24 protein-coding genes are annotated in these 23,503 nt (G+C 66.5%); 15 read left to right on the forward strand and 9 right to left on the reverse strand.

Annotated features, from left to right (window positions below; all coding sequences use genetic code 11):
* The first annotated feature begins 64 nt into the window (after window positions 1-64).
* Window positions 65-1,378 carry an MFS transporter gene (locus ACFWP0_RS18020; protein WP_377844258.1) on the forward strand — a complete coding sequence of 438 codons (1,314 nt, stop codon included), beginning with the start codon at window positions 65-67 and terminating at the stop codon, window positions 1,376-1,378.
* Window positions 1,379-1,429: 51 nt separating this feature from the next.
* On the opposite strand, the gene ACFWP0_RS18025 is transcribed toward ACFWP0_RS18020, so the two are convergent.
* Window positions 1,430-3,709, reverse strand: a complete 2,280-nt coding sequence (locus ACFWP0_RS18025; RefSeq protein WP_377844260.1) for a RelA/SpoT family protein — start codon at window positions 3,707-3,709, stop codon at window positions 1,430-1,432.
* Window positions 3,710-3,815: 106 nt separating this feature from the next.
* Here ACFWP0_RS18025 and ACFWP0_RS18030 point away from each other — a divergent pair, with 106 nt between their 5' ends.
* Together ACFWP0_RS18030 and ACFWP0_RS18035 are read left to right on the forward strand one after the other, a co-directional pair.
* On the forward strand, window positions 3,816-4,649 hold the full coding sequence (locus ACFWP0_RS18030) for a zinc-dependent peptidase (protein ID WP_377844262.1): 834 nt from the start codon (window positions 3,816-3,818) through the stop codon (window positions 4,647-4,649).
* On the forward strand, window positions 4,646-5,155 hold the full coding sequence (locus ACFWP0_RS18035; RefSeq protein ID WP_377844264.1) for an NAD(P)H-dependent oxidoreductase: 510 nt from the start codon (window positions 4,646-4,648) through the stop codon (window positions 5,153-5,155). Before ACFWP0_RS18030 ends, ACFWP0_RS18035 begins: the two co-directional genes overlap by 4 nt.
* A 96-nt stretch (window positions 5,156-5,251) precedes the next feature.
* Here ACFWP0_RS18035 and ACFWP0_RS18040 read toward each other — a convergent pair whose 3' ends face one another.
* Complete coding sequence (locus ACFWP0_RS18040; protein WP_377844266.1) at window positions 5,252-5,602, reverse strand: RidA family protein; 351 nt, start codon at window positions 5,600-5,602, stop codon at window positions 5,252-5,254.
* A 72-nt stretch (window positions 5,603-5,674) separates the two neighbouring features.
* Window positions 5,675-6,883, reverse strand: coding sequence for a nicotinate phosphoribosyltransferase (gene pncB / locus ACFWP0_RS18045; protein ID WP_377844267.1), 1,209 nt, complete (start codon window positions 6,881-6,883; stop codon window positions 5,675-5,677).
* 123 nt (window positions 6,884-7,006) lie between these two features.
* Here pncB and fdxA point away from each other — a divergent pair, with 123 nt between their 5' ends.
* The 12 genes from fdxA to ACFWP0_RS18105 all read left to right on the forward strand — a co-directional run bounded on the left by fdxA (window position 7,007) and on the right by ACFWP0_RS18105 (window position 18,156).
* On the forward strand, window positions 7,007-7,330 hold the full coding sequence (gene fdxA / locus ACFWP0_RS18050) for a ferredoxin FdxA (RefSeq protein ID WP_013392198.1): 324 nt from the start codon (window positions 7,007-7,009) through the stop codon (window positions 7,328-7,330).
* A 45-nt stretch (window positions 7,331-7,375) separates the two neighbouring features.
* A complete protein-coding gene (locus ACFWP0_RS18055) occupies window positions 7,376-8,176 on the forward strand; it encodes a ferredoxin--NADP reductase (RefSeq protein ID WP_377844269.1) in 801 nt (266 codons plus the stop codon).
* A 211-nt stretch (window positions 8,177-8,387) separates the two neighbouring features.
* The gene (locus ACFWP0_RS18060) at window positions 8,388-9,614 is read left to right on the forward strand and encodes a polyhydroxyalkanoate depolymerase (protein WP_377844270.1); all 1,227 of its coding nucleotides are present in this window, start codon (window positions 8,388-8,390) and stop codon (window positions 9,612-9,614) included.
* A 113-nt stretch (window positions 9,615-9,727) separates the two neighbouring features.
* A complete protein-coding gene (rsxB, locus tag ACFWP0_RS18065) occupies window positions 9,728-10,372 on the forward strand; it encodes an electron transport complex subunit RsxB (protein ID WP_377844272.1) in 645 nt (214 codons plus the stop codon).
* Entirely contained in the window at window positions 10,369-11,004 is a 636-nt protein-coding gene (gene nth / locus ACFWP0_RS18070) for an endonuclease III (RefSeq protein ID WP_377844274.1), read from the forward strand. Before rsxB ends, nth begins: the two co-directional genes overlap by 4 nt.
* 351 nt (window positions 11,005-11,355) lie before the next feature.
* A complete protein-coding gene (locus tag ACFWP0_RS18075) occupies window positions 11,356-12,129 on the forward strand; it encodes an ABC transporter ATP-binding protein (RefSeq protein ID WP_377844276.1) in 774 nt (257 codons plus the stop codon).
* A complete protein-coding gene (locus tag ACFWP0_RS18080; RefSeq protein ID WP_006223796.1) occupies window positions 12,126-12,836 on the forward strand; it encodes an ABC transporter ATP-binding protein in 711 nt (236 codons plus the stop codon). The genes ACFWP0_RS18075 and ACFWP0_RS18080 overlap by 4 nt, the downstream gene beginning before the upstream one ends.
* Window positions 12,837-12,897: 61 nt before the next feature.
* Window positions 12,898-14,112 (forward strand): ABC transporter substrate-binding protein, encoded by a 1,215-nt coding sequence (locus tag ACFWP0_RS18085; RefSeq protein WP_377844278.1) that lies wholly within the window; start codon window positions 12,898-12,900, stop codon window positions 14,110-14,112.
* A gap of 94 nt (window positions 14,113-14,206) precedes the next feature.
* Window positions 14,207-15,094 carry a branched-chain amino acid ABC transporter permease gene (locus ACFWP0_RS18090; RefSeq protein WP_377844280.1) on the forward strand — a complete coding sequence of 296 codons (888 nt, stop codon included), beginning with the start codon at window positions 14,207-14,209 and terminating at the stop codon, window positions 15,092-15,094.
* The gene (locus ACFWP0_RS18095) at window positions 15,091-16,074 is read left to right on the forward strand and encodes a branched-chain amino acid ABC transporter permease (protein ID WP_377844282.1); all 984 of its coding nucleotides are present in this window, start codon (window positions 15,091-15,093) and stop codon (window positions 16,072-16,074) included. The genes ACFWP0_RS18090 and ACFWP0_RS18095 overlap by 4 nt, the downstream gene beginning before the upstream one ends.
* A 116-nt stretch (window positions 16,075-16,190) precedes the next feature.
* Entirely contained in the window at window positions 16,191-17,213 is a 1,023-nt protein-coding gene (locus ACFWP0_RS18100; protein WP_377844283.1) for an ABC transporter substrate-binding protein, read from the forward strand.
* Window positions 17,214-17,310: 97 nt separating this feature from the next.
* Window positions 17,311-18,156 carry a branched-chain amino acid aminotransferase gene (locus ACFWP0_RS18105; RefSeq protein WP_377844285.1) on the forward strand — a complete coding sequence of 282 codons (846 nt, stop codon included), beginning with the start codon at window positions 17,311-17,313 and terminating at the stop codon, window positions 18,154-18,156.
* Window positions 18,157-18,170: 14 nt separating this feature from the next.
* Here ACFWP0_RS18105 and ACFWP0_RS18110 read toward each other — a convergent pair whose 3' ends face one another.
* Genes ACFWP0_RS18110 through ACFWP0_RS18135 form a run of 6 tightly spaced genes read right to left on the reverse strand, consistent with a single transcriptional unit; the run spans window position 18,171 to window position 23,493 of the window.
* Window positions 18,171-18,983: an N-acyl homoserine lactonase family protein gene (locus tag ACFWP0_RS18110; protein WP_377844287.1), complete on the reverse strand. Its 813-nt coding sequence runs from the start codon at window positions 18,981-18,983 to the stop codon at window positions 18,171-18,173.
* A 1-nt stretch (window position 18,984) separates the two neighbouring features.
* Window positions 18,985-19,698 carry an ABC transporter ATP-binding protein gene (locus ACFWP0_RS18115; RefSeq protein ID WP_377844288.1) on the reverse strand — a complete coding sequence of 238 codons (714 nt, stop codon included), beginning with the start codon at window positions 19,696-19,698 and terminating at the stop codon, window positions 18,985-18,987.
* Window positions 19,685-20,467, reverse strand: a complete 783-nt coding sequence (locus ACFWP0_RS18120) for an ABC transporter ATP-binding protein (protein ID WP_377844290.1) — start codon at window positions 20,465-20,467, stop codon at window positions 19,685-19,687. Before ACFWP0_RS18120 ends, ACFWP0_RS18115 begins: the two co-directional genes overlap by 14 nt.
* Window positions 20,464-21,438, reverse strand: coding sequence for a branched-chain amino acid ABC transporter permease (locus tag ACFWP0_RS18125; protein ID WP_377844291.1), 975 nt, complete (start codon window positions 21,436-21,438; stop codon window positions 20,464-20,466). The genes ACFWP0_RS18120 and ACFWP0_RS18125 overlap by 4 nt, the downstream gene beginning before the upstream one ends.
* Window positions 21,439-21,441: 3 nt before the next feature.
* Window positions 21,442-22,311 (reverse strand): branched-chain amino acid ABC transporter permease, encoded by an 870-nt coding sequence (locus tag ACFWP0_RS18130; RefSeq protein ID WP_377844293.1) that lies wholly within the window; start codon window positions 22,309-22,311, stop codon window positions 21,442-21,444.
* A gap of 18 nt (window positions 22,312-22,329) precedes the next feature.
* A complete protein-coding gene (locus ACFWP0_RS18135) occupies window positions 22,330-23,493 on the reverse strand; it encodes an ABC transporter substrate-binding protein (protein ID WP_377844294.1) in 1,164 nt (387 codons plus the stop codon).
* Window positions 23,494-23,503 lie beyond the last annotated feature (10 nt).

The raw sequence follows: 23,503 nt of genomic DNA on the forward strand, positions 1-23,503 counted from the left end.
GACGGTCCGCCGGCCAAGCGCCTAGAATGGCGCCCGGATTGGAAAACACCCCCAAGGAGAAACCGTGCAGCACAAAGCAGTCCCCACACGCAACATCGTGGCCGCAGTGATAGGCAACGCCCTCGAATGGTATGACTTCCTGGTGTTCGCGTTCATGACGCCGATCATCGCCAAGCTGTTCTTCCCCACGGACCCCAGCATTCCCGGCAGCGAGCTGAACGCCATCCTCATGACGACCGCCATCTTCGGCGTCGGGTTCTTCATGCGGCCGGTCGGCGGCATCATCCTGGGCCTGTACGGCGACAAAAAGGGCCGCAAGGCCGCCATGGTGATGGTCACGTCGCTGATGGCGGTGTCCATCGCGCTGATCACGGTGGCCCCCACCTACCACGCCGCTGGCATCCTGGCTCCGATCTTCATCCTGATCGCGCGCCTGCTGCAGGGCTTCTCGGCCGGCGGCGAATTCGGCACCTCGACGGCGCTGCTGATCGAGATGGCGCCCAACGGCAAGCGCGGCTTCTACGGCTCCTGGCAAATGGCGGGCCAGATGCTGGCGCTGCTGATCGGCGCGGCTTGCGGCACGCTGATCACCGAGTTCTTCACGCAACAGCAGATCGCCGACTGGGCATGGCGCCTGCCGTTCGCCTTCGGCCTGGTGATTGTTCCCATCGCCATCTATATCCGCCGCAACGTCGACGAAACCGAAGTCTTCAAGCAGATGAAGGAAGAAGAGCGCCAAGCCGCCGCGAGCGGCAAGGTGCAGCGCCTGAGCCTGGGCCAGATGCTCAAGACCCATACGCGCGAGACGCTGATCGGCGTGGGCCTGGTGGTGACGGCCACGGTGTCCATCTACATCACCTTCACGTACCTGGTGACGTACTCCACGCAAATCCTGAAGCTGCCGCTGAACCAGACCTTCCTGGTCCAGATGGCGGGCGCGGCGCTGATGGTGCTGCTGACGCCCTTCATGGGCGCCTGGTCGGACCGCGTCGGCCGCCGCCCCATCGTGATCGGCTCGCTGATCGGCTACCTGGTCGTGCTGTACCCGCTGTACTACTGGCTGTCGGACGCGCCGTCGATCGCCCGCCTGCTGACCGTGCAGGTCGTGGTCTGCCTGTTCGTTTCGGCCTTCTTCGGCGTGTTCAGCACGGTGATGGCGGAACTGTTCCCGGCGCGCGTGCGCTCGGTGGGCCTGTCGCTGGCCTACAACGTGGCCGTGATGATCTTTGGCGGCTTCGCGCAGTTCATCGTGACCTGGCTGATCAAGACCACCGGCTCGCCGATGGCTCCCGCCTACTACGTGATGTTCGGCGTGGCGCTGGGCCTGATCGCCGCGTTCTACATGCGCGATCGCGCACATGAGGAACTGGACCACTAAGGCCCGAGCAAGACAGCCCCGGGGCCGCGCGCGGCCCGGGGGCTTTCCGTCCTAGCGGCGCGTCGCCGAGGACACGCCCGGCACTTCGGCCAGGGCGTCCAGCGCGCGGGACAGCGATTCCCCGCCGCGCACTTCCACCGTGAACACCATGTGGGCCAGCGACTGCTTGCTCTGCGTGTTCACGCCCACCACGTTCAGGCGCAGCCGCGCAAAGACTTCCGAGAGGTCCCGCAAGAGGCCCGAGCGGTCATGCGCGCGCACGCTGACGTCCACCGGATAAAAGGTGTCCGCCGTTTCGCCCCAGGCCACTTCGATGATGCGCTCGGGTTCGCGCGCGGCGAGCGCCAGATAGCTGTGGCAGTCGCTGCGGTGGATGGACACGCCCCTGCCGCGCGTGACGAAACCGGAGATCGCGTCGGGCGGCGCCGGACGGCAGCAGCGCGCCAGCTGCGTCAGCAGCGACCCCACGCCCACCACCAGCACGCCGCTCTTGCCGCTTTTTTCGGCGCTGCCCGCGCTGGCGTGGCGCAGCGCCGCCGGTTGCGGCTCTGCGGCCGGCGCCGGCTGCTGGAACAGCGCGTCGATCTGGCGCAGGCTGAATTCTTCCTTGGCCGCCGCCACGTACAGGTCGTCGGCGCGGGCAAAGCCCAGGTTCTGGGCCAATTGCTCAAGATTGACGGCGGTCTTGCCCAGGCGCTGCAGTTCCTTTTCCACCAGCGCCTGGCCCTGGGTGATGCGCTGCTGCAGCTCGATGGCGTTGAACCACATGCGCACCTTGGCGCGGGCCCGCGGACTGGCCAGGAATCCAAGCTGGGGGTTGAGCCAGTCGCGCGACGGGCCGCCGGACTTGGCGGAGATGATCTCCACGGTCTGGCCGGTGGACAGGCGCGTCTGCAGGGGCACCATCTGGCCGTCGACGCGCGCGCCGCGGCAGCGGTGGCCCAGGTCGGTATGCAGGTGATAGGCAAAGTCCACCGGCGTGGCGCCGGCGGGCAGTTCGATCACGCGCGCCTGCGGGGTCAGCACATAGATGCGCTCGTCGGTGTGGGCAGGCGCCGCCACGGCGTTGCGGCTCTTGCCCGTGGCGGGCTTGCCCGACGCGGCCTTGGCGGGTTCCGGCGCGGGCTCGCCGCCCCCTTCGACATCGCTGTTCCAGGCGAGCAGCTGGCGCATCCACGCCAGTTGCCGGTCGTATTCGCTGGAGGCCGCGACCTGCCCGCCCTTGGCGCCGGCTTCCTTGTAGCGCCAGTGCGCGGCCATGCCGTATTCGGCGAACTGGTGCATTTCGCGCGTGCGGATCTGCACCTCGAACGGACGGCCGTCGTCATCGGCCACCACCGTGTGCAGGGAACGGTAGCCGTTGGGCTTGGGCCGCGAAATGTAGTCGTCGAACTCGTCCGAGAGCGGCGTCCACATTTCATGCACCATGCCCAGCGCCGTATAGCAGGCGCGGACGTCGTCGACGATGATGCGCAGTGCGCGCAGGTCGTACATCTGGGCGAAATCCAGGCGCTTCACGCGCATCTTGTTCCAGATGCTGTAGATGTGCTTGGGCCGGCCGCTGACCTCGGCCTGGATGCCGGTCTTGGCCAGCGCGGTCTGCAGGCGCTCGATGGCGCCGGCGATGAAGGCCTCGCGCTCCACGCGCTTTTCTTCCAGCAGGCGGGCAATCTGCTTGTACTTGTCCGGCTCCAGGAAGCGGAAGGACAGGTCTTCCATTTCCCATTTGATCTGCCAGATGCCCAGCCGGTTGGCCAGGGGCGCATACAGGTCCAGGGTCTCGCGGGCAAAATCGGGCGAGCACGGCGCCTTGCTTTCCGCGTGCCAGCGCAGGGTGCGCAGCCGGGATGCCAGCCGCATCAGCACGATGCGCAGGTCGGCCGCCATGGCCAGCAGCATCTTGCGCTGCATTTCCTTCTGAGAGCCGCTTTCGGCCTCGGCGTCGCTGGCCTGGCGGGCGACCACGCCCAGGCGCAGCAGCGCTCGCGTGCCCTGCACCAACCGCGCGACTTCGGCGCCGAACGCGGCGGCGACCGGGTCGCTGCGCAGGGACGGCGCGGGCGCCATCAGGTCGGTGGGCAAGGCGGCGAGCAGCGCGGCGGCGCGCGTCGCGGCGTCGGTATGCAAGGCGGCCAGAATGCGGACGACGCCGGCGCCATGCCCGGCAAGGGGCTCGCCGGTGAGCGCGTGCTGCCCCTCGAACCTGGGCACGGACCAGGCGACGGCCTGGTCGATCAGCGCCAGGCCGCCGGCATCCAGGCCTGCCCCCACCTCCAGTCGCCAGGCAGCGTCGAAAGGCGAAGGCGCATTGGGAACAGGCGGGGCGGACATGAGGGGTTTCGTGCGGGTGTTGGTTGAGTATCCCGACACTCTACACTAGGGTTTGATCACCCTGAACACCCTGCCTTATCCCGGCATATAGAAGGAACCAAAGCTTATGTTGCGCTGGCTCAAGGGCCGGGGCGCCCGTCCGTCGGCAGTGGCCGAGATGCAGGCCCGCATCTCGCCGGAACTCTGGCGGGGGGTGCTGGACGCCCACCCATTCCTGGCGGCGCTGAACGCCGACGAGGCCGCCCAGTTGCAGGCGCGCTCCGCCTGGCTGCTGGCGAGCAAGACCATCAACGGCGCGCAAGGCCTTGAGGTGTCGGACTTCATGCGCCTGTCGATCGCGGCGCAGGCCAGCCTGCCCATCCTCAACCTCGTCCCCGAGCTGTACGAGGGCTGGGACGAGATCATCGTGTATCCGGCCAGCTTTCGCATCCCCCGCTCGCGGCAGGACGAGGACGGCGTGGTCCACGAGTATGTCGAGGACGCGGCGGGCGAGGCCTGGGAGGGGGGGCCGCTGGTGCTGTCCTGGGAAGACACGCAGCTCTCCGAAGGCGGCTTCAACGTGGTGATCCACGAGTTCGCCCACAAGCTGGACCTGCGCTCGGGCTTTGCCGACGGCATGCCCTCGCTGGCGGCGCACCCGGAGCTCAAGCCCAAGGCCTGGCGCCGGGTGCTGGACGACAGCCTGGACCGCTTCATTGCGGCGGTGGAAGCGGTGGAGGCGGCCATCCCGCGCGATGTGGACCCCGAAAGCGAGGAGGCGGACGCCTGGTACGGCCAGTTGCCGATGGACCCGTACGCCGCCACCGACGAGGCGGAGTTCTTCGCCGTCAGTTCGGAGCACTTCTTCGTGGACCCCTACCCCATGCAGCAGGCCTTGCCCGAGTGGTATGGACTGCTGCGGGCCTACTACCGGCAGGACCCCCTGGAGCGCTACGCATGAAGCAGTTGCTGATCGTCTGGCATTCGCGCACGGGCGCCGCGCGGCAGATGGCCGAGGCCGCCGCCCGCGGAGCGGCCGCGGCCGCCGGGCAGCTCGAGCAGGCGGACGAGCTTCTGGTCGTGCTGCGCCGCGCCTCGGACGTGGACGCGCAGGCGCTGCTCGCCAGCCAGGGCTATCTGTTTTGCGCCCCCGAGAACCTGGCCAGCCTGAGCGGCGAAATGAAGGAGTTCTTTGACCGCAACTACTACGCCGTGCTGGACCGGATACAGGGCCAGCCCTATGCGGCGATGATCAGCGCCGGCAGCGACGGCGCCGGCGCGGCGCGGCAGGTGGAGCGGATCTGCACGGGCTGGCGGCTAAGCGCCGTGGCCCCGCCCCTGATCGTCAACATGGGCGCGCAGACGCCAGAGCGGATCCTGGCGCCCAAGACCGTCGCGGCGCCGGAGCTTGCGCGGTGCGAGGAACTGGGCGGACTGCTGGCGGGGATGATGCTGATGGGCGCGTGACGCGGCCCGCGCGCAAAGAAAAGCCCCTCGGCGCGTGCCGAAGGGCTTTCTTCTGGCTGGCGTCAGTCGCCTTTGGCGCCTGACGCGCAGAGAGGCTCAGACAGCGGCCGTCACAACGATCTCGACCTTGTAGTCCGGGTTGGCCAGGCGGGCCTCGACCGTGGCGCGCGGCGGCGAATTGCCGTCGGCGACCCAGGCGTCCCATGCCTTGTTCATGCCATCGAATTCCTTCATGTTGGCCACGTAGATCTGGGCCATCAGGATCTTGGTCTTGTCGGTGCCGGCTTCGGCCAGCAGGCGATCGATCGTCGCGAGCACTTGCTCGGTCTGGCCGGTGATGTCCAGCGTGTCGTCGTCCGGCACCTGGCCCGCCAGGTACGCGACGCCGTTGTACACGGCCATGTCCGACAGGCGCTTGGCGACGTGGAAGCGCTTGATGCTGCTCATGAATATTCCCCTAGAGTCGAATGGGTTGGGTGGAACAATGCAAAGGAATGCGCAATTTACCGCGAGCCGCCCTCAGGCGGGAGGCAGCTGGAAAACCTGGCGCAGATAGGCCAGGTAGGCCGGATCGTCGCACATGGTCTTTTCCGGCGCGTCCGACACCTTGGCCACGGGCTGCCCGTTGCAGCGGACCATCTTCATGACGATCTGCAGCGGCTCGTGGCCGAGGTCGTTGGTAAGGTTGGTGCCGATGCCGAAGGACACCTTGCAGCGGCCGGAGAACTGGCGGGCCAGTTCGATGGCGCGCGGGAAGGTCAGCGAATCGGAGAACACCAGCGTCTTGGCCCGCGGGTCGACGCGGTTCTTGCGGTAGTGCTCAAGCAGGCGCTCGCCCCAGACGAAAGGATCGCCGGAGTCGTGGCGCGCGCCGTCGAACAGTTTGCAGAAATACATGTCGAAATCGCGCAGGAAGGCGTCCATGCCATAAACATCGGACAGCGCGATGCCCAGGTCGCCGCGGTACTCCTTGGCCCAGACTTCCAGGGCGAACACCTGCGAGTCGCGCAGGCGCGGACCCAGTGCCTGGCAGGCCTGCAGGTATTCGTGGCCCATCGTGCCCAGCGGCAGCACTTCATGCTGCTTGGCCAGCAGCACATTGCTGGTGCCGGCGAAATGCGGGCCCATCTGCTCCTTCATGGTCGACACGATTTCCTCGTGCCAGACCTTGGAGAAGCGGCGGCGGGTGCCGTACTCGGCCACGCGGAAATCCGCCAGGGCGGGGTCGTCCAGCACCAGGTGCATCTTGGACTGCAGGCGCTGGCGGCCCTCTTCCCAGTCGGGATTCTTGCGCGTGTTGCGGAAATAGACTTCGTTGACGATGGCCAGCACCGGGATCTCGAAGAGAATCGTGTGCAGCCACGGGCCTTTCACTTCGATGCTGATCTCGCCAGGGGCATCGCCTTCGGTGATGTGGATGCAGCGCTCGGGCATGTGGAACAGGCCGAGGAAATCGACGAAGTCGCTTTTGATAAAGCGCAAGTCGCCGAGATATTTAAGTTCTTCCTGGGTGAAGCGCAACTGGCAAAGCTGATGCACTTCCTCGCGGATTTCGTCCAGATAGGGGCGCAGATCGGCCCCCGGGGTACGGCATTTGTACCGGTACTCGACCTGGGCAGCGGGAAACTGATGCAGCACCACCTGCATCATGCTGAATTTATACAGATCGGTGTCGAGCAGCGAGGTGATTATCATGGTTGCGCGTTTCGTTTCGCGACACCATAGCATAGAGCACAGGCCGTCCGGGACGATGGGCCACTATGTCAATACGGGTATTACCGGCACATCGGCGCGGCATTGGGTAAAATCCGCCCAACAAGACACAAATGCCGCCGATCCCGGAGTTCCTGAATGACCCACGTTGTCACCGAAAACTGTATCAAATGCAAGTACACCGACTGCGTAGATGTATGTCCGGTGGACTGTTTTCGTGAGGGCCCGAACTTCCTCGTGATCGATCCGGACGAGTGCATCGATTGCGCGGTCTGCATCCCCGAATGCCCGGCCAACGCGATCTACGCCGAAGAAGACGTGCCGCAGGACCAAATGAATTTCATCGCCCTGAACGCCGAGCTCTCCCCCGAGTTCGCCAGCATCAGCCGCGCCAAGAAGCCCCTGCCCGACGCCGACGAATGGAACGGCAAGCAGGACAAGCTGCAATACCTGGAAAAATAATCCGCGACCGCCGGCCCCAAGAGGCCGGCATCGCGCGATGCCCCGATGACCGACGACTCCAAATACACGCGCCAGACCGTAACCAGCGTCCACACCTGGGTGCCAGACAAGCTGTTCTCCGTGCGCGTGACGCGCGACGACGCGTATACGTTCCTGCCGGGCCAGTTTGCCCGGGTCGGTTTGCCGGGCGCGGACGCCCCCGAAGGCCCGCCCACGCTGTGGCGCGCCTATTCCATGGTCTCGGCCCCGCATGAGCCCTGGCTGGAGTTCTATTCCATCGTGGTCCCGGAAGGACTGTTCAGCCCGCGCATGGCGCGCCTGCAGCCCGGCGACTCGCTGTATGTCGAAAAAGCGCCCTACGGCTTCCTGACGCTGGAGCGCTTCGCCCCGGGCGGCGACCTGTGGCTGCTGGCCTCGGGCACCGGCCTGTCGGCCTACCTGTCCATCCTGCGCGACCCCGCTGCCTGGCGCGCCTACCGCCGCATCATCCTGGTGCACGGCGTGCGCACCGCGGCGGAGCTCGCCTATCGCCAGGAGATCGAATCCTGGCGCAAGGAACCCGGCCTGGCCGACCTGTTCGCGGCCGATCCCGACAAGCTCGTCTACCTGCCGATCGCCACCCGCGAATCCGTCCCCGGCATGCCTCGGGAACGCCTGACCACGCTGATCGCCGACGGCCGCCTGGAGCAATTGGCCGGGCATCCGCTGGATCCGGAGCGCGCCAAGATCATGCTTTGCGGCAATCCGGACATGCTGGCCGACGCCCGCAAGCTTCTTGGCGAACGCGGCTTCAAGCCGGGCCGCCGGGGCATTCCGGGCAACCTGGCGGTAGAAAACTACTGGTGATTCCGCAGGGTCCGGACTAGTGCATAAATCCTCCGTTTGGTATCACCGCAAGGCATAAAAAGCGCCCTAAACTGGTGCCAGAGGTATGACAGGTCGCTTTTTAGCAACATAAACGGGACTTTGCCGCAGATTCTTCAGGCTGATTCGAAATATCGTTACTCCCCGGGGCAATAATCGGGGCACACGCTCGACCCAGAAGGACTTCCCCGAAATGCTGTACCAATTGCACGAAATGCAGCGCGCCTTCCTGACTCCGTTCGCTGCATTCACGGACGCCGGTTCTCAGCTGTTCTCCAGCCCCTACAGCCCTCTCGCCTACACCCCGATTTCGCGCCAGATGGCCGCCGGGTACGAGCTGATGACGCGTATCGGCAAGGAATACCAGAAGCCGGCCTGGAACCTTCCCACCACCGAGATCGGCGGCAAGCCGGTCCGGGTCATCGAGTCCGTGGCGCTGGCCAAGCCGTTCTGCCGCCTGGTGCATTTCCAGCGCGACGTCCGCCTCGCCGGCAAGAACGATCCCAAGGTCCTGCTGGTCGCCCCGCTGTCCGGCCACCACTCCACCCTGCTGCGCGACACCGTGCGCGCCCTGCTGCCCGCCCATGACGTTTATGTAACCGACTGGGTCGACGCGCGCATGGTGCCCCTGGCGGCCGGGCCGTTCCATCTGAACGACTACGTCCTCTACGTGCAGGACTTCATCCGCCACCTCGGCCCGGACGTGCATGTCATTTCCGTTTGCCAGCCGACGGTGCCGGTGCTGGCGGCAGTCTCCCTGATGGCCTCGGCCAATGATCCCTGCCAGCCGCGCAGCATGGTGATGATGGGCGGCCCCATCGATCCGCGCCAGTCGCCCACGCAGGTGAACCGCCTGGCCACGACCAAGCCCTACGCCTGGTTCGAGAGCCAGGTCATCCACCCCGTTCCGCCGCGCTATCCGGGCTCGGGCCGCAAGGTCTATCCGGGGTTCCTGCAGCATGCGGGGTTCATGGCCATGAATCCGGACCGCCACATGAAGTCCCACTACGACTTCTACCTGGACCTGCTGCGCGGAGACGACAGCGACGCCGAAATGCACCGCCGCTTCTACGACGAGTACAACGCGGTCCTGGACATGCCGGCCGAGTTCTACCTGGACACGATCCGCATGGTGTTCCAGGACTTTGCCCTGCCCAACGGCACCTGGGAAGTGGACGGCAAGCTGGTCCGCCCTGCCGATATCAAGAACGTCGCCCTGTTCACCATCGAAGGCGAACTGGACGATATCTCGGGCCAGGGCCAGACGCGCGCCGCCATCAAGCTGTGCAAGAACATCCCGCCCGAACGCAAGACGCACTACACCGCGCCCGACTGCGGCCACTACGGGATTTTCTCGGGCCGGCGCTGGCGCGAAATGATCTGTCCTAAAATTGCCGAGTTCATCCGGCAATCGGCATAAGGACGGCATCGCGCCGTCCGCCAGGCGGCGCGCGGGAAAACGTCTCGCGCCGCCGGCAGCCTGATCCGTATTCCACGGGGCCCGAGCGGCCCCTTTTCTTTTATTGGCTTTACATGTCCTGTCGCTCACTTGCCGACCGCATTGATGCCTTGCTGCCTCAGACGCAATGCACCAAGTGCGGCTACGACGGCTGCCGGCCCTATGCCGACGCCATCGCCGAGGGCGCCGCCCCGATCAACCGCTGTCCGCCCGGAGGCGACGAAGGCGTCGCCGCGCTGTCCGCCCTGCTCGGCACGCCCGCCCTGCCCCTGGACCTGTCCCGCGGCGAGCCGGGCCCGCTGCTGGTCGCGCGCATCGACGAATCCCATTGCATCGGCTGTACGCTGTGCATCCAGGCCTGTCCGGTGGACGCCATCGTGGGTGCCAACAAGCATATGCACACGGTGCTGGAAGACTGGTGCACCGGCTGCGACCTGTGCGTGGCGCCCTGTCCGGTCGATTGCATCCAGATGGTGCCCGCCGGCCGCGCCTGGAGCGCCCAGGACGCCGCCGTCAGCCGGCAGAGGCACCAGGGCCACCTGGCCCGCGCCGAACGCCTGGCGGCCGACAACGCCCGCCTGATGGCCCCCGAGGCGTCCGCCTCGCCCGCCGCCGCCGCGCCTGCCGCCGACGATGCGCAGAAGGAAGACCGCAAGCGCTCCACCATTGAATCCGCGCTGGCCCGCGCCCGGGCACGCCGCAACCCCACGCAGTCATGAACGCCGCCAAACGCCGAGAGATATTCGCCCGCCTGCAGGCGGCCAACCCCCATCCGACAACCGAGCTTGAATACGACACGCCGTTCCAGCTGCTGATAGCGGTGCTGCTGTCGGCGCAGGCCACCGACAAGTCGGTCAACATCGCCACGCGCAAATTCTTTCCGCGCTACGGCACGCCGCAGGCGCTGCTGGCGCTGGGCGAGGAAGGCCTGTCCGACTACATCAAGACGATCGGCCTGTACCGCACCAAGGCCAAGAACACGATCGCCACCTGCAGGATCCTGATCGAGCAGCACGGCGGCGATGTGCCGCAAACCCGCGAGGCGCTCGAAGCCTTGCCCGGCGTGGGCCGCAAGACGGCCAACGTCGTGCTCAACACCGCCTTCGGCCACCCCACCATGGCGGTGGACACGCACATATTCCGCGTGTCCAACCGCACCGGCATCGCGCCCGGAAAAAACGTGCTGGAAGTCGAACAGAAACTCGAGAAGTTCGTGCCGCGCGAATATATGCAGGACGCCCATCACTGGCTCATCCTGCTGGGTCGCTACGTCTGTGTGGCGCGCAAACCGAAATGCCCGCAATGCGGCATTTCCGACCTCTGCGAATTCAAGCAGAAAACCCCCGCATAACGCCTTCCGCAAGGCGCGCGCACGCAATTGAGCGAATGGGAAAACCGGGTTTTCCCTCGCTTTAATCGCGTGACATGTTGATGACGGTCAACGCATATTTGCTGCAACGCATTTCTGTTTTGGAATTGCTTTCTCCCCATGCGGAGCAAGCATTGTCGGCGTGCCGACAATTGGCCTTTCCGCAGTGCAAAACCTATGACAAACCCTCATGGAATTTTGATTGCGACGTCCGCATACTCGCCGGCAACTCATAAGAAAACTACGCACGCAAATAGTTTTCCCGACCCCGCGGGGGCCTGACGCAACGACGCCAGGTGGAGACCAAATGAAAACAACGCTGGTGCAGCGAACATGGATGACACAATCCTGGAGACAAAAGGCCTCACCAAGGAATTCCGCGGATTCGTCGCGGTCAATGGGGTCGATTTGCGTATCAAGCGAGGCGAGATCCATGCCTTGATCGGGCCTAACGGCGCGGGCAAGACCACATGCTTCAACCTGCTTACTAAATTCCTATCTCCCACTTCGGGAACCATCAAATTCAACGGCCTCGACATTACGGGCGAGCGGCCCGCGCAGATCGCGCGGCGCGGCATCATCCGCTCGTTCCAGATATCGGCGGTGTTTCCTCACCTGACCGTGCTGGAGAACGTGCGGATCGGCCTGCAGCGCAAGACCGGGCTGTCGTTCCACTTCTGGCAAAGCGACAAGCGCCTGGCCTCGTTGAACGAGCCTGCCCGCGCCCTGCTTGAACAGGTGGACCTGGGCGCCTTTGCCAACGAGACCACGGTGAACCTGCCGTACGGCCGCAAGCGCGCGCTGGAGATCGCCACGACGCTGGCGATGGAGCCCGAACTGATGCTGCTGGACGAGCCCACGCAGGGCATGGGCCACGAGGACGTGCACCGCGTCACGCAATTGATCAAGCAAGTCAGCGCCGGACGCACCATCCTCATGGTGGAGCACAACATGAACGTCGTGTCCTCCATCGCCAACACCATTACCGTGCTGGCGCGCGGCTCGGTGCTGGCCGAAGGTTCCTACGCCGAAGTCTCCCGCCATCCGGCCGTGATGCAGGCTTACATGGGCACGACCGACGGCGAACTTCAAGGAGCGCACGCATGAGCACCCCGGCACTCGAGATCTCAGGCCTGCAGGCCTGGTACGGGGAATCGCATATCCTGCACGGCGTGGATATGCGCGTGGGGCAAGGCGAGGTCGTCACGCTGCTGGGCCGCAACGGCGCCGGACGCACCACGACCTTGCGGGCCATCCTGGGCCTGACCGGCTCGCGCAAAGGCTCGGTGCGCATACACGGCACCGAGGCCATCGACCTGCCCACCTACAAGATCGCCCACCTGGGCGTCGGCTATTGCCCCGAGGAACGCGGCATCTTCGCCAGCCTGTCCTGCGAAGAAAACCTGCTGCTGCCGCCGGTCGTCGGCTCCTTGGGCGGCGGCATGTCGCTGGCCGAGATCTACGACATGTTCCCCAACCTGCAAGAGCGCCGGAATTCTCCGGGCACGCGCTTGTCGGGCGGCGAACAGCAGATGCTTGCGGTGGCGCGCATCCTGCGCACCGGCGCGAACCTGCTGCTGCTCGACGAAATCTCCGAAGGCCTCGCGCCCGTCATCGTGCAGGCGCTGGCGCGCATGATCACGACGCTCAAGCAGCGGGGCTACACCATTGTCATGGTGGAACAGAATTTCCGCTTCGCGGCGCCCTTGGCGGACCGCTTCTATGTCATGGAGCACGGCCAGATCGTCGAGCATTTCGAAGCCGCCGAACTTTCAGAAAAACAGGACACGCTCAACGAACTGCTGGGCGTCTAAAGCAACCTGTCACCCGCCGGAACCCCGGCAACACTACACCGTAGGGAAGAGGAGTCATCCCATGAAGCTGCACACCATCACTGCTGCACTGGCCATGGCGGGCCTGGGATTCGCGGGGGCCACCGCCCACGCTCAAGGTATCTCCGACGATGTCATCCGCATCGGCTTCATCACCGACATGTCGGGCGTTTATTCCGACATCGACGGCAAGGCCGGTCTGGACGCGATCCGCATGGCGATCGAAGACGCCGGCGGCTCGATCAACGGCAAGAAGATCGAGGTGGTATCCGCGGATCACCAGAACAAGGCCGACGTGGCGTCGGCCCGCGCCCGCGAATGGTTCGACCAGCAGAAGGTCGACGTCATCATCGCCGGCACCAACTCGGCCACCAGCCTGGCCATGGCGGCGGTTGCCGCCGAAAAGAAGAAGCCCTTCATCGCGGTCGGCGCCGGCTCGTCCGACCTGACCAACGCCCAATGTTCGCCCTACACCGTGCACTACGCCTACGACACCGTGGCGCTGGCGCGCGGCACCGGTTCGGCGGTGGTGAAGGACGGCGGCAAGAGCTGGTTCTTCCTGACCGCCGACTACGCTTTCGGCCACGCGCTGGAACGCGACACGATGGCGGTCGTCAAGGCCGCGGGCGGCGAAGTGAAGGGCCAGGTGCGCGCACCGCTGGGCGCCTCGGACTTCTCGTCCTTCCTGCTGCAGGCGCAGGCCTCCAAGGCGCAGATCCTCGGCATGGCCAATGCCGGCGGCGACACCATCAACACGGTCAAGGCCGCCAATGAATTCGGCGTCACCAAGACCATGAAGCTGGCCGGGCTGCTGGTGTTCATCAACGACGTCCACTCGCTGGGCCTGGAAGCCACCAAGGGCATGTACCTGACCGACGGCTGGTACTGGGATCAATCCGACGCCTCGCGCGCCTGGGCCAAGAAGTTCGAAACCAAGGTGGGCCGCAAGCCGTCGATGCTGCAGGCGGGCGACTACTCGTCGGCGATGTTCTACCTGAACGCCGTGAAGGCCACGGGCTCGGACAACGGCGACGACGTAATGAAGTGGATGAAGTCGAACAAGGTCAACGACTTCTTCGCCCAGGGCGGCTTCGTCCGCGAAGACGGCCGCATGATCCACGACATGTACCTGATGCAAGTGAAGACCCCCGCCGAGTCCAAGGGCCCGTGGGACTACTACAAGGTCGTGGCGACGCTGCCGGGCGACGAGGTCTACACCAAGTTGTCCGAGTCCACCTGCAAGCTGGTCAAGAAGTAAACCGGCCCATGTGATCCCAGATGCGGCCTGGCCTGGCAGGCCGGCCGCATCTTGACTAGCTCGCTTCCATCCGTACGCGCAGGATTTTCACAAGATGACTGACCTTTTTGGCATCCCTATACAGGCCTTGTTCGGCCAGCTATTACTGGGCCTGGTCAACGGTTCCTTCTATGCCATGCTGTCGCTCGGGCTTGCCGTTATCTTCGGGCTGCTGAACGTCATCAACTTCGCGCATGGCGCGCTCTACATGCTGGGCGCCTTCATCGCCTGGATGGGGCTGTCCTACCTGGGGTTGAACTACTGGATCATGCTGGTGCTGGCGCCGCTGATCGTCGGGCTGTTCGGCATCCTCATAGAAAAGCTCTTGCTCAAACACCTGTACAAGCTTGATCACTTGTACGGACTGCTGCTCACCTTCGGGCTGACGCTGCTGATCGAAGGGCTGTTCCGCAGCTTCTACGGCGTGTCGGGCCAGCCCTATCCCACGCCCGACGCCCTGCGCGGCGCGACCAACCTGGGCTTCATGATCCTGCCGAACTATCGCGGCTGGGTCGTGGCGGCTTCTGTGGTGGTCTGCCTGGCGACCTGGTTCGTCATCGAGCGCACCCGCCTGGGCGCCCTGCTGCGCGCCGGCACCGAGAACCCGAAGCTGGTCGAGGCCTTTGGCGTGAACGTGCCGCGCATGATCACGCTGACCTATGGCTTCGGCGTGGCGCTGGCCGGCTTTGCCGGCGTGCTGGCCGCTCCGGTGCTGCAGATTTCCCCGCTGATGGGGTCCAACCTCATCATCGTCGTGTTCGCGGTGGTCGTGATCGGGGGCATGGGGTCCATCCTGGGCGCCATCGTCACCGGGCTGGGCCTGGGCGTGATCGAGGGCCTGACCAAAGTGTTCTGGCCCGAGGCCTCCAGCACGGTCGTGTTCATCATCATGGCAATCGTTCTGTTGATCCGCCCGGCCGGGCTGTTCGGAAAAGAAAAATGAATCGTCAATTCCTGGGCTATGCGGTCTTGGCCATCGTGGTGGCCATTCTTCCCTTCATCGGGGTGTACCCGATCTTCGCCATGAAGATCATGTGCTATGCCCTCTTCGCCTGCGCGTTCAACCTGCTTCTGGGCTTCACGGGGCTGTTGTCCTTCGGGCACGCCGCCTTCCTGGGCAGCGCGGCCTATGCGGCAGGGCACGCCATGAAGGTCTGGGGCCTGCCCACCGAACTCGGCCTGCTGTTCGGCGTGGCCGTGGCGGCGCTGCTGGGCCTGGCGATGGGCGCCATCGCCATCCGCAGGAGCGGCATCTACTTCGCCATGATCACGCTGGCGCTCTCGCAGATGGTGTTCTTCTTCTTCCTGCAGGCCAGGTTCACCGGCGGCGAGGACGGCCTGCAGAGCGTGCCGCGCGGCACCTTGCTGGGCCTGGTCGACCTGTCCAAGGACATCAACCTGTATTACCTGGTGATGGCCATCTTCGTCATCGGCTACTTCATCATCTGGCGCACGGTGAACTCGCCCTTCGGGCAGGTGCTGCAGGCGCTGCGTGAAAACGAGCCGCGCGCCATTTCGCTGGGCTACGACGTCGACCGCTTCAAGCTGCTGGCCTTCGTCCTGTCGGCCGCGCTGGCCGGGCTGGCCGGGGCCACCAAGACCCTGGTGTTCGTGTCGGCCACACTGTCGGACGCCACCTGGCAGATGTCGGGCCTGGTGATCCTGATGACGCTGATCGGCGGGCTGGGCACCCTGACCGGCCCCATCCTGGGCGCCTTCATCGTGGTGCTGCTGGAAAACAAGGTCGGCGACTTCGGCCAGATGATGGCCAACCTGACCGGCGTGGAATGGTTCCTGCGCCTGGGCGAGTCCGTCACGATCGTGATCGGCCTGATCTTCGTGATCTGCGTGCTGGCCTTCCGCCGTGGCATCGTCGGCGAGGTGGGCGCGTTCATCGACCGGCGACGCGCGGCCCGCGCCTGAGCAGGCATCGCAACACCGACGGGGCCGCGCAATGCGGCCCCGCTTGCATCCGGAAGCCGGCCAGGCCGCGCGCCCCCCCGTACAATGGCAGGCACCCAACCCCACAGGTGCCGACCATGCGCAATACGCATCTCGCCCCCCGCTTTCGCGCCCTGGCGCTCGCGGCCGCCCTGCTGTCCCCCGCCGCCGCCCTGGCCGCCCCCTCCTCCCCCAGCTGCGAAGTCGACCGGCCCGTGCGCTTCAGCGGGCTGAACTGGGAATCCAACCTGGTCCTGGCCGGCATAGAACGCTACGTGCTGGAGCATGGCTACGGCTGCAAGACCTCCGTCGAAATCGGCGAAACGCTGCCCATGCTGGCCGCGCTGCAGCGCGGCGACGTGGACGTCACCCCCGAAGTCTGGCCCGGCCAGATCGAAGGCGCCTGGAAAAAGGCGCTGGCCAGCGGCAAGGTGCTGGGCGTGGGCCATGTGTATGACGCGGGCGAAGGCTGGTACGTGCCCCGCTACACCGTGGAACGCCACCCCGGCCTGAAGACGGCCGCCGACCTGGCGCGCTTCAAGGAGGTGTTCGCCGACCCCGAGGACCCCGGGCGCGGTCGCATCTACGGCTGCCCCGCCGGCTGGGCCTGCGGCACGCTGAACGACAACCTGCTGCGCGCCCTGGGGCTGGACAAGGACTACTCGCTGTTCGCCCCCGGCTCGGGCGCGGCGCAGAAGGCGGCCATCGTGTCGGCGTACAAGCGCAAGCGCGACATCGTCTTCTACTACTGGACCCCCACGTCGCTGGTCGGCGCGCTGGACCTGGTGAAGCTTGAGCTCCCCCCGTTCGACCAGGCCGCCTACACCTGCATGACCGACCCCAAGTGCGCCAAGCCGGTGGCCACCGAGTTCAAGCCCAACCCCGTCGTGACGGGCGTGAATGCCGCCTTCGCCAAGGAGGCCCCGCGGCTGACCGATTTCCTGTCCAAGCTGACCGTGCCCGACGACGCCATCGACGCCACGCTGGGCTGGCTGGAAACCGAGGGCAAAGAGCCCGACGACGCCGCGCGCTACTTCCTGAAGCAGTACGGCCCCGTCTGGCGGCAATGGATGCCGGCGGACGTGGCCGATCGCGTGCAGGCGGCGCTGGCGCGCGAATGACCCCGAGGCTGCCGCCCGGCGGCGGCCATCCGCTCATGTATCCTGACGTTTCGGCGCCGCGCAGGCGCCAACCCGATTCAAGCGAAGGAAGATAAACATGGACGCCTTGTTCTGTCACGACGGTCACTGGACCACCGAAAATCCCAAACTGCTCGGCCCCGCCGACCACGCCTTCTGGATGGCCAGCATGGTCTTCGACGGCGCGCGCGCCTTCCGCGGCCTGACCCCCGACCTGGACCTGCACTGCCAGCGCGTCGTGCGCTCGGCCGAAAAAATGCTGATGAAGCCCGCGATCAGCTGGGAAGAAATCCAGAAGCTGTGCCTGCAGGCGGTCGCCAGGTTTCCGGAAGGCAGCGAGCTGTACATCAAGCCCATGTTCTTCTGCGCCGACGGCTTCCTGCTGCCCGACGCCGACAAGACGCAGTTCGTGCTGCACGTGTTCAAGGTGCCGATGCCCGGCGACCAGGGCTTTTCGGCGTGCTTCTCCAGCTTTGCGCGGTCATGGCCGAACATGGCGCCCACCGACGCCAAGGCCTCCTGCCTCTATCCCAACGGCCAGCGCGCCATCCGCGAAGCCGCCGAAAAAGGCTTCGACAACGCCATCATGCTGGACGGCGCGGGCAACATCGCCGAGTTCGCCACCAGCAACCTCTGGCTGGCCAAGAACGGCGTGGTCTACACGCCCGTGGACAACGGCACCTTCCTGAACGGCATCACCCGCCGCCGCGTGCTGGCCCTGCTCAAGGCCGACGGCGTCGACGTGCAGGAGCGCAGCCTGACCCGCGCCGACGTCGAGGAAGCCGACGAGGTGTTCTCGTCCGGCAACTACGGCAAGGTGGTCCATGTGAACCGCGTGGAATCGCGCGCCCTGGAATACGGCCCGCTCGCCCGCCGCGCCCACAAGCTGTACATGGACTACGCGGAAACCGCCGGCCGCCGCTGACAGCCCCGCGCGGATCAATCCTCTCGCGGCGGCAAATGCAGCATCGCCACATGCGGGGAGCCCTCCCAGCGGGGATAGCGCTCCAGCACCGCCGGATCATGGCCCGGCACCACATGCTGTTCGGACTGCGCCGCGCCGTAGAGCCTGGCGTAGCCCGACAGCATCTGGGCGGTGTTGTAGACGATAGGGAACGGCCGTCCTTGCGCCATGTTCTCGTAGTAGTGGCTGGCATCCGACGCCAGCACCACCCAGCCGCGCGCGGTATGCACCCGCAGCGCCTGCAGGCCTTTCGTGTGGCCGCCGATCTTGAGCAGTTCGATGCCCGGCAGCAGCTCCCCATCGCCGTCATGGAACACTACCCGGTCTTCATACACCCGCCTGACCAGGGCGACCACGTCCTCCACCGCATACGCATGCCTCAAGGGCTCGAAACACATGCAGCGGCCGGTGGCGTAGTCCATCTCGTCGTCCTGCACGTGGAAGCGGGCCCGCGGCAGGCGGTCCAGATTGCCTGCGTGGTCGTAGTGCAGATGGGTGAGCACCACATGCTGCACGTCTTCGGGCTGCACGCCCAGCGCCGCCAGCGCCCCGATCGGGCAATGGATCAGTTCGCGGCGGCGCTTGCGCGCCGTGTCGGCGTTAAAGCCGGTGTCCACCAGCACGACACGGCCGGCGCCGCGCACCAGCCACACGAAGAAATCCATGGGCATGTCGCCGTCGTGCGGATCGCCGCCCAGGAAGTTGTCGCGCCGCTGGCGCGGCATCCGGGCGTAGCGGACAGCGTAGATCTCGTATTCGGGAGGGACGCTCTGCATCGCGGGGCTCACTTCAGACTCCTAGATAGGCCTTCTGGACAAACGGATCGGCCAGCAGTTCCGCGCCCTTGCCGCTGCGCACCACCTCGCCGTGCTCGAACGCGTACGCCTGATGCGCCAGGCGCAGCGCCAGCCGGGCGTTCTGCTCCACCAGCACGATGGAGATGCCGCTTTCGCGGTTGATGCGCTCGATGGCGCCCGCGATCTCGGCCACGATCTTGGGCGCGATGCCCAGCGACGGCTCGTCCAGCATCAGCAGGCGAGGCTGCGCCATCATTGCACGTCCGATGGCCACCATCTGCTGCTCTCCGCCGGACAGGGAGCCGGCCAGCTGCGCGCGCCGCTCCCGCACGCGGGGAAACAGCGCGTAGATCTCGTCCAGGCGGGCGCGGATGCCGGCGCGCGGCCTGACCGAGTGCGCGCCCGCCATCAGGTTGTCCAGCACGGTCATGCGGCCGAACAGCCGCCGCCCTTCGGGCGACAGGGCCAGTCCGGCCGACACGCGGGCGGCCGCCGCCAGCCGGGCGAGATCGCGTCCCTCGAACAGGATGCGTCCTCCCGCCACGGGCGCCAGCCCGATCAGCGCCTTCAGCGTCGAACTCTTGCCGGCGCCGTTCGAGCCGACCAGCGCGACGATCTGCCCCTGCTCGACATGGAAGCTGACGCCGCGCACCGCCTCCAGCTGCCCGTAGCGCACGTTCAGGTCCTGGACTTCAAGCATGGGCATAGTCGGGCGCTCCCAGATAGGCTTCGATGACGGCGGGGTTGTCGCGGATGGCCTGCGGCGCGCCCTCGGCGATCTTCTCGCCCTGGACCAGCACCACGATGCGATGGCAAAGCTCCATGACCAGCGCCATGTGATGCTCGACCAGCAGCATCGTCAGCCCCTCTTCCGACTGCAGGCGGCGCAGCAGGCGGCCCAGTTCATTGCATTCCTCGTGGTTCAGGCCGGCTGCCGGCTCGTCCAGCAGCAGCATGCGCGGACGGCATGCCAGCGCGACGGCGATCCCCAGCTTCTTCTGCAGGCCGTAGGCCAGCGACCCCGCGGGCGCGTCGCGCCAGGCCTGCAGATCCAGCAGGGTTAGCAGGCGGTCGACTTCCTGCGCGATCTGGGACGCCGAGAGCAGGTCCTGGCTGCGTCCCGCCAGCCGGCGCAGCCAGGAATGCCGCGCCCGCGACAGCATGCCGCGGCGGATGTTCTCGGCGACGGTGACGTCGGGGTAGGTGGAGGTGGACTGGAACGTGCGCGCCAGCCCCAGCACGACCACGCGGCTGGGCGGTCCGCCAGAAATATCGTGCCCGTCGAAGCGGACGGCGCCCGCGCTGGGCGGCATGGCGCCGCTGATGACGTTGAACGCCGTCGTCTTGCCCGCGCCGTTTGGCCCGATCAGGCCCACGATTTCGCCTTGGGCGACGGAAAAGCTCAGGCCGCGCAAGGCCGCCAGGCCGCCGAAGCTGCGCGACAGGCCCTGCACCTGCAACAAAGGCTGGTTCATTGGGACTCCTTTTTCCGGCGCGCCTGCCACGGCCCCGGCAAGCCGGCGAGGCCCGCCGGCAGAAAACGCAAGATCAGGATCAGCGCCGCGCCATAGAAGATGTGCTGCGTCTGCACCGCCCCGCGGAACAGTTCGGGCAAGGGCGTCAGCACCATGGCGCCGATGAGGCCGCCCCACACCGATCGGCGGCCGCCGATGACCAGCATGATGATGAAGCCGATGGAGATGCTGGCGTTGAACGACTCCGGCGAGACGTAGCCGACATAGCGCGCCTGCAGGGCGCCGCCCGCCGCGGCCAGCGCGCAGCCGGCCACGAAGGCGCAGAGCTGGATGCGGCGCACGCTCAGGCCGGTGGACTCCGCCAGCGCCGGGTTTTCGGCCACGGCATCGATGGCGTGGCCGAACGGCCGCCGCGCCACCGCGCCCAGCAGCGCCACGGAGCCCAGCGCCACGCACAGCGCCAGGCCGTAGAAGCTGGCGCGCGAGTCGAACGCCATCCCCGCCAGGGCAGCCGGCGGGATGCCGGCCACGCCGTTGGCGCCGCCCGACCAGGACGCCCCGTCCAGCAGGATGAGGCGCACCAGCTCCCCGAACGCGAACGTGACCAGGACGAAGTACACGCCCTTCAGCCGCAGGATGATCGCGCCCAGCGCAAGCGCGACGCCGGCCGTCAGCGCGATGCCGGCCAGCGTGGCGGGCAGGAAGCTCCAGCCCAGGTAGCGGGCTGTCAGCACCGAACCATAGGCGCCCACGGCGACAAAGGCGGCATGCCCCAGGGAGAGCTGCCCGCAGCGCGCGATCAGCGCCAGCCCGTTGACGATCAGCACGTTCAGGCAGGTCAGCACCGCCAGATGCTGGACGAACGGCCCGGCGAACCAGGGCGTCGCCGCGGCCGCGGCCAGGGCGGCCCACAACAGCCAGCGCAGCGGCGCGGGCCGCGCAACGCGGGCTTCAAGCGAAAGTACGGTCATGGCTTATGCCTCCCCCCGGCCCAGCAGCCCCTTGGGCCGCACGACCAGCATCACGATCACGATGGCGAAGATCAGCATGTCCGCCGTGCTGCTTTCGAACATCAGGCTGCCGTAGCTCTCGGCCAGCCCCAGCGCCAGGCCCGCGACCGCTGCGCCGGGTATGCTGCCCAGCCCGCCCAGGATCACCACGATAAACGCCTTGAGCAGCGGCGTGGCGCCCACGAACGGCGACACCGAGAACAGGGGCGCCATCAGCGCGCCGGCCACCGCGGCCAGCCCCACGCCCAGGCCAAAGCCCAGCGGGTAATAGATGCGCGAGCGGATGCCCTGGATGGCGGCGATCTCGAAGTCCTCCACCACGGCGCGCAGCGCCCGCCCGGGGCGCGAATAGCGCAGGAAGCCATACAGCAGCGCCAGCGCAAGCAGCGCGAACGCCACCACATAGACGCGCGAGAGCGGCACCACCAGCTTGCCCATGCGCGCCGTGCCCTGGGCGACGGCGGGCATGGACAGCGGATCCGGCCCGAAGAACATCAGCGCCAGGTTTTGCAGGATCATCGCCAGTCCGATGGTGGCGATCATGCCGTTCAGCTCGTCGCGGCGAAACGGCTTGAGCACGCCCCATTCCAGCACCGCGCCGCCCGCCACCGCCAGCGCGAAGGTCAGCGCCACGGCGGGCAGGAACGAAAAGCCCGCCTGCGCCGTCAGGTAGTACGCGCCGAAGGCGCCCAGCATGTAGAACTCGCCATGGGCGAAGTTCACCATTCGCATCACGCCGAACACCAGCGTGAAGCCCACGGCCATGAGCAGGTACAGCAGTCCCACGATCAAGCCGTTGATCGTGGCCTGCGCCAGCAGAATGCTCCAATCCACGTCGGTTCTCCCGCCGCGCTAGCGGCATCCCTCGACGGTGCAGCGCGCCCGGATCACTTCGCGGCCGTCCTTGACCTCGGCGACGTAGAACGGCGCGTTCAGCTGGTGATTGATGCCGTACATGGCCTGGCCCGTCCAACTCAGCTTGCCCAGCGATCCGTCGAAGCCGTCGAGCTTTTCCATCTCGGCGCGCACGCGGTCCGTGTCGTCCACGGTGCCTGCCCGGCGCATGGCTTCGAACAGCATGTTGGTGCCGTCGTAGAAGGCCGGGCTGAAGCCGTTCATCGGATGCTTGTACTTCGCGGCATAGCGCGCGGCGTAGGCCTGGGTGGCGGGCAGTTCGGGATCGATCGGGGTGTGGACCAGCATGCCTTCGGCGGCCTGCTTGCCGGCGACGTTGACGATCTCCTGCGTGGCCGGCCCGCCGGTGCGCACGATGCGCCCCTCGAACCCCAGCTCGCGCGCCTGCTTGACGATCAGCCCGGCGGTGGTGGGAGAGTTGCCGTCCAGCTCGATGGCGTCGATGCCGCGCGCCATCATCCGGGTCAGCATGGGCACGAAGTCGACGCGGTCGCGCTCGAAGAATTCCTTGGCGGCCAGGGCCGCTCCCGCCTTCTTGTACGCGCCCTCCAGGTCCAGCGCGATCTGCTGCCCGGTCTCGTCGTTGGGAAACAGCGCGCCGACCTTGCGCAGCCCCTGCGACTTGACCAGCCAGTCGATCTGCGGCTGCGAGACCTCGGCGGTCGTGACGTTCGGGCGGAAGGTATAGGGCTTGTCGGCGGCCAGCGCCTTGGCGGTAAAGCCCAGGGTCAGCAGGATCACCTTGTTCTTTTCGGTCATGGGCTGGATGGCCAGCACCGGCGCCGACCCGACCGGCCCGATCACGTAGCGCACCTTGTCCTCGAACACCAGGCGGTTGGCCACGGTGACGGCCTCGTTGGCCTGGTACTTGTCGTCATAGGCCACGACCTGCACCCGGTACTTCCTGCCGCCCACCTCCAGCCCGCCGGCCTCGTTCACCTGGTCGGCGGCGACCTCGGCGGCGTTCTTCATGCCCTGCCCCCATGCGGCGCCCGCGCCGGACAGCGTAACCAGGGCGCCCAGCTTCAGCGTCTCTTGCGCCTTTGCGGCGGGAACTGCGGCCAGGGCCACGAGGCCGGCCAGAATGATCGGATAACGCATGATGTCTCCT

It is taken from the genome of Achromobacter sp. NPDC058515 (assembly GCF_042721735.1).
In the GTDB taxonomy this organism is placed as follows: Bacteria; Pseudomonadota; Gammaproteobacteria; order Burkholderiales; family Burkholderiaceae_B; genus Achromobacter.

Coding starts and splice junctions, on each gene's coding strand:
- ACFWP0_RS18025 (WP_377844260.1), bottom strand. CDS start 3,709: ATGTCCGCCCCGCCTGTTCCCAATGCGCCTTCGCCTTTCGACGCTGCC.
- ACFWP0_RS18030 (WP_377844262.1), top strand. CDS start 3,816: ATGTTGCGCTGGCTCAAGGGCCGGGGCGCCCGTCCGTCGGCAGTGGCC.
- ACFWP0_RS18035 (WP_377844264.1), top strand. CDS start 4,646: ATGAAGCAGTTGCTGATCGTCTGGCATTCGCGCACGGGCGCCGCGCGG.
- ACFWP0_RS18040 (WP_377844266.1), bottom strand. CDS start 5,602: ATGAGCAGCATCAAGCGCTTCCACGTCGCCAAGCGCCTGTCGGACATG.
- pncB (WP_377844267.1), bottom strand. CDS start 6,883: ATGCTATGGTGTCGCGAAACGAAACGCGCAACCATGATAATCACCTCG.
- fdxA (WP_013392198.1), top strand. CDS start 7,007: ATGACCCACGTTGTCACCGAAAACTGTATCAAATGCAAGTACACCGAC.
- ACFWP0_RS18055 (WP_377844269.1), top strand. CDS start 7,376: ATGACCGACGACTCCAAATACACGCGCCAGACCGTAACCAGCGTCCAC.
- ACFWP0_RS18060 (WP_377844270.1), top strand. CDS start 8,388: ATGCTGTACCAATTGCACGAAATGCAGCGCGCCTTCCTGACTCCGTTC.
- rsxB (WP_377844272.1), top strand. CDS start 9,728: ATGTCCTGTCGCTCACTTGCCGACCGCATTGATGCCTTGCTGCCTCAG.
- nth (WP_377844274.1), top strand. CDS start 10,369: ATGAACGCCGCCAAACGCCGAGAGATATTCGCCCGCCTGCAGGCGGCC.
- ACFWP0_RS18075 (WP_377844276.1), top strand. CDS start 11,356: ATGGATGACACAATCCTGGAGACAAAAGGCCTCACCAAGGAATTCCGC.
- ACFWP0_RS18080 (WP_006223796.1), top strand. CDS start 12,126: ATGAGCACCCCGGCACTCGAGATCTCAGGCCTGCAGGCCTGGTACGGG.
- ACFWP0_RS18085 (WP_377844278.1), top strand. CDS start 12,898: ATGAAGCTGCACACCATCACTGCTGCACTGGCCATGGCGGGCCTGGGA.
- ACFWP0_RS18090 (WP_377844280.1), top strand. CDS start 14,207: ATGACTGACCTTTTTGGCATCCCTATACAGGCCTTGTTCGGCCAGCTA.
- ACFWP0_RS18095 (WP_377844282.1), top strand. CDS start 15,091: ATGAATCGTCAATTCCTGGGCTATGCGGTCTTGGCCATCGTGGTGGCC.
- ACFWP0_RS18100 (WP_377844283.1), top strand. CDS start 16,191: ATGCGCAATACGCATCTCGCCCCCCGCTTTCGCGCCCTGGCGCTCGCG.
- ACFWP0_RS18105 (WP_377844285.1), top strand. CDS start 17,311: ATGGACGCCTTGTTCTGTCACGACGGTCACTGGACCACCGAAAATCCC.
- ACFWP0_RS18115 (WP_377844288.1), bottom strand. CDS start 19,698: ATGCCCATGCTTGAAGTCCAGGACCTGAACGTGCGCTACGGGCAGCTG.
- ACFWP0_RS18120 (WP_377844290.1), bottom strand. CDS start 20,467: ATGAACCAGCCTTTGTTGCAGGTGCAGGGCCTGTCGCGCAGCTTCGGC.
- ACFWP0_RS18125 (WP_377844291.1), bottom strand. CDS start 21,438: ATGACCGTACTTTCGCTTGAAGCCCGCGTTGCGCGGCCCGCGCCGCTG.
- ACFWP0_RS18135 (WP_377844294.1), bottom strand. CDS start 23,493: ATGCGTTATCCGATCATTCTGGCCGGCCTCGTGGCCCTGGCCGCAGTT.